We start from the raw sequence: 3,851 nt of genomic DNA on the forward strand, positions 1-3,851 counted from the left end.
AGCGACGCAAGAAGGCACAAGATGACGGTGGCAGGCAGGTACTTCATAAACTGACCTACCACGCCTGGCCAAAATAGCAGTGGTATAAATACCGCAAGCGTTGTCGCGGTAGAGGCAATAACCGGCCAGCTCATGCGTGTTGCGGCATTCAGCCAAGCCTGGTGGGGAGACTGCCCCTCATGCAGGTGTCGGTCAGCGAGCTCGCTGACTACAATCGCACCATCCACTAGCATGCCAGCCACTAAGATCAGCGCAAATAACACCACAATGTTGAGCGTAAAACCAAATGCCCAAACCAGTAGAATGCCGGTTAAAAACGCGCCGGGTATGGTCAGGCCCACCAGCAACGCCATGCGCCAACCCATCACGGCTACGACAACAATTAATACCAGCACCACTGCGGTGAGTACGTTATTTAACAGCTCAGAGAGCATGTTTTGAACGGTAACCGACTCGTCTAAAATCGTGGTAATACGCAGCTGTTCAGGCAGTAGGTCGCCTGCCTGGGCAAAGCGTTCTCTTACGGCTTCAATGGTGGCGATGATATTCGCCCCCGCGCGCTTGGAAATTTCCAGTACTACTGCTGGCTGGCCGTCGATGCGGGCGAATCCTTCGGGATCTTTGTAGGTCGGTAAAATCCACGCAACATCACCAAACGTAACCACTTGGTCGCCGTCAACTTTCACCGGCATGTCCATGACATCGTTTAACGATTCGATAATGCCCGGTACTTTTAGTGCTAGCCGTCCGGCGCCGGTATCCAAGCTGCCCGCAGCAACTAGGCGATTATTGCGTGAGATTTGATTAAACAGCGTATCAAAATCAACGCCGTAACTTTCCAGTACCAGTGGATCAACGACAATTTCGAGTAAGTCCTCGCGGTCGCCAGCAATATCGACCTCTAGAACGTCGGCAATGCCCTCTATTTCCTCTTTTAAGCGACGCGCAATGGTTACCCGTTCTCGAGTATCCAACTCGCCGGAAAGGCCGATGCTCAACACTGGAAACTCAGAGACGTTAACCTCCATGACCCGAGGCTCGTCCGCTTCATCCGGTAAGCTACTGCGGGCGATATCCACGCGTTCGCGTACATCAGAAAGCGCTGTATCCGGATCAAAGCCAGGATCAAACTCCAGCGTTACCGACCCATGACCTTCGCTAGACTGGGCGGTAAATTTGCGCAGCCCTTCGATTCCACGCAGCTCCTGCTCCATTGGGCGAACTAGCAGGCGCTCACCATCTTCCGGGCTAACGCCTTCCAGCGAAAGCGAGACGTATATAATCGGGATAGTGACGTCTGGATTGGCTTCCTTGGGGATCATCTGCCAGGCGGTTGTACCCGCCAGCAGCAAGCCAACCAGGAGAAGCAGAGTGGTTCGCGTGTGGGTTAGCGCCGCATTAATCAACTGACGCATGACCACCTTCCTGGGTAGACACTGGTGTTACGGTGTCGCCTGGGTTGACCAAACCTGCGCCGAGGGTGATCAACTGCACGGAGCTGGGTAGGCCAGTAACGTAGGCGCGTTCGGTATCAGCACTGACCAATTCAATCGCCGTTTGGGCAACGCGGTTATTTTCAACAACGTGCTTGATGGCTAATTGACCCTGCTCGTTCAGATTAAAGAGAGCAGGCGATAGGGTATGCACTTGGCGAGGTGGCAGCGTTATGGTGAATTCAGCGCTGCTCCCTGCTAGGCGTTGCCTGTCTGGATTGTCGAGCGTTACTTCGATATAGAACGTGCGAGTGGCTTCTTCTGCGCGACTACTAATGTAAGACACTTCGCCTGAAAGCGACTGGCCATTGAGCAGTCGCGCGGTGACAGGCAAGCCAACGCTTAACTCACCGATTTGCTGTTGAGCCACCCAAGCGGTGCCGATTAAGCGTCGGTCGTCGATCAGTCGTGCCCACTCTTCGCCTGGTTGCAGTAAGTCGCCAAGTTCAACCTGGACGCGGTCCAGCACGCCTTCAAAGGGCGCGGTAGGGCGAGTATCGCTTAACTGCTTTTCTAACTGAGCCACCTGGGCGGCGCTGGCGCTTAAGGCACTTTGCAGGCGCAGCAATTCTGGCTGAGAAATCAGCTCACGGCGACGCAGGTTTTGGGCGCCGGCGTACTCCGCTTCAGCAAGCGTTAACTCATCACGTGCCTGCTGCAGACGTTGGGGTAACGCGTCGTTGTCTAGTACCAGCAGTGTCTCGCCTCGGCTGACGGTTTCTCCTTGGGCCACCGGTTTTTCTGCGACATAGCCAGTTACATTGGCGCGCAGCAGTGTTTCTTTTTCAGCAGTTAGCTGGCCTTGCAGCACGTGCTTAGGAATATAGGGCGCGCTCTGCTGGGTCATCACCTCTACACGAGGTGTTGCGTCGCGTTCAGTGGTATCTACATCAGGTGGACTGCTTTGGAAACGTTGGAAATCGCCAACCGCTAGCCATATCACAAGCGCCAGAACCAGCAGGCTAGCAAGCGCGTAAGAGTAGGGGATTCGTCGCATGGGGTAGTTATATCCGTATTAACCCAAAAAAATCACACAAGGCAAGTCATGCTGAAGGGTAGGCCGTACTAAGAGTTAAGGCTTACTGACCGACACACCATAGCGCAACTGGCGTCTGGCAGCGAGTACCAAGCCGCTGAGAGAATGGGTAGTAGTCTCATGTATGATTGAGTTTTTGCACATCTGGGCATACCATCTTTGCGTCTTGAGTTCTGTCGTCCCACTCTCAGGCGAGAACCCACCCTAGGCGAACCATCAAGGAGCAATGATGAAAGATCCAGTACGTATTGCGATTACCGGCGGTGCCGGCCAGATCAGCTACTCTCTTATTTTCCGCATCGCCGCTGGCGATATGCTGGGGCCGGATCAGCCAGTCATTCTCCAGCTTCTCGAAATTCCCCAAGCCATGGACGCCCTGAATGGCGTTGTCATGGAAGTTAACGACTGTGCTTTCCCGCTGGTACAAGACATCGTTGCCACTGATGATCCGAACGTTGCCTTCAAAGATGCCGATTTCGCCTTGCTGGTAGGTGCACGTCCGCGTGGCCCGGGTATGGAGCGTAAAGATCTGCTGGAAGCCAACGCCGCGATCTTCTCTGTACAAGGTAAAGCGCTGAACGATCACGCTAGCCGTGACGTGCGCGTGCTGGTTGTCGGTAACCCGGCTAACACCAACGCATTGATTGCTTCTTGCAATGCGCCGGACCTCGATGCAGGCCAGTTCACTGCGATGACGCGTTTGGACCACAACCGTGCGCTGACGCAGCTGGCTCAGAAAACCGGCAAGCACGTTACCGACGTTGACAGCATGATTATCTGGGGCAACCACAGTGCTACCCAGTATCCGGATCTGGCGCAGTGCAAAGTAGACGGCAAAGCCGCCTTCGATCTGGTCGAGCGTGACTGGTACGAAAACGACTTTATCCCGACAGTACAGCAGCGCGGTGCGGCGATTATCAAAGCACGCGGCGCATCTTCTGCAGCGTCTGCGGCGTCTTCAGCCATTGATCACATGCGTGATTGGGCACTGGGTTGCGATGGTATCGTCAGCATGGCGATCCCGTCTGACGGCAGCTACGGCATTGAAGAAGGCATAATCTACTCCTACCCAGTTCGTTGTCAGGGTGGCAAGTATGAAATCGTTCAAGGCTTTGAGTTGGACGCGTTCAGCAAAGAGAAGATGCAGGCTACCGAGAAAGAACTGCGTGAAGAGCGCGCGGCTGTTGAGCACCTGCTCGGCTAAGCACGTTTACTAGCGTTCTTTGAGCTGTTCTAAAAACTGTTCTTAGAGCAATGCTCAGTAATACCAAACCCCGCAAGCTAAGTGCTTGCGGGGTTTTTTTGTTTGCCCGGCGAAGCCG

3 protein-coding genes are annotated in these 3,851 nt (G+C 54.4%); 1 reads left to right on the forward strand and 2 read right to left on the reverse strand.

Annotated features, from left to right (window positions below):
* Both INT22_RS21030 and INT22_RS13360 read right to left on the reverse strand, forming a co-directional pair.
* Positions 1-1,415: efflux RND transporter permease subunit (locus INT22_RS21030; RefSeq protein WP_226912723.1), on the reverse strand; the 1,415-nt coding region annotated here is incomplete at its 3' end.
* On the reverse strand, positions 1,399-2,490 hold the full coding sequence (locus INT22_RS13360; protein ID WP_193060834.1) for an efflux RND transporter periplasmic adaptor subunit: 1,092 nt from the start codon (positions 2,488-2,490) through the stop codon (positions 1,399-1,401). The genes INT22_RS13360 and INT22_RS21030, both read right to left, overlap by 17 nt.
* 268 nt (positions 2,491-2,758) lie before the next feature.
* Between INT22_RS13360 and INT22_RS13365 the strand changes: the two genes are divergently transcribed.
* Complete coding sequence (locus INT22_RS13365) at positions 2,759-3,733, forward strand: malate dehydrogenase (protein ID WP_038486035.1); 975 nt, start codon at positions 2,759-2,761, stop codon at positions 3,731-3,733.
* Positions 3,734-3,851 lie beyond the last annotated feature (118 nt).

The sequence above is a fragment of the Halomonas sp. 3D7M genome (assembly GCF_014897885.1).
Classification (GTDB): domain Bacteria; phylum Pseudomonadota; class Gammaproteobacteria; order Pseudomonadales; family Halomonadaceae; genus Vreelandella.

Coding starts and splice junctions, on each gene's coding strand:
- INT22_RS13360 (WP_193060834.1), bottom strand. CDS start 2,490: ATGCGACGAATCCCCTACTCTTACGCGCTTGCTAGCCTGCTGGTTCTG.
- INT22_RS13365 (WP_038486035.1), top strand. CDS start 2,759: ATGAAAGATCCAGTACGTATTGCGATTACCGGCGGTGCCGGCCAGATC.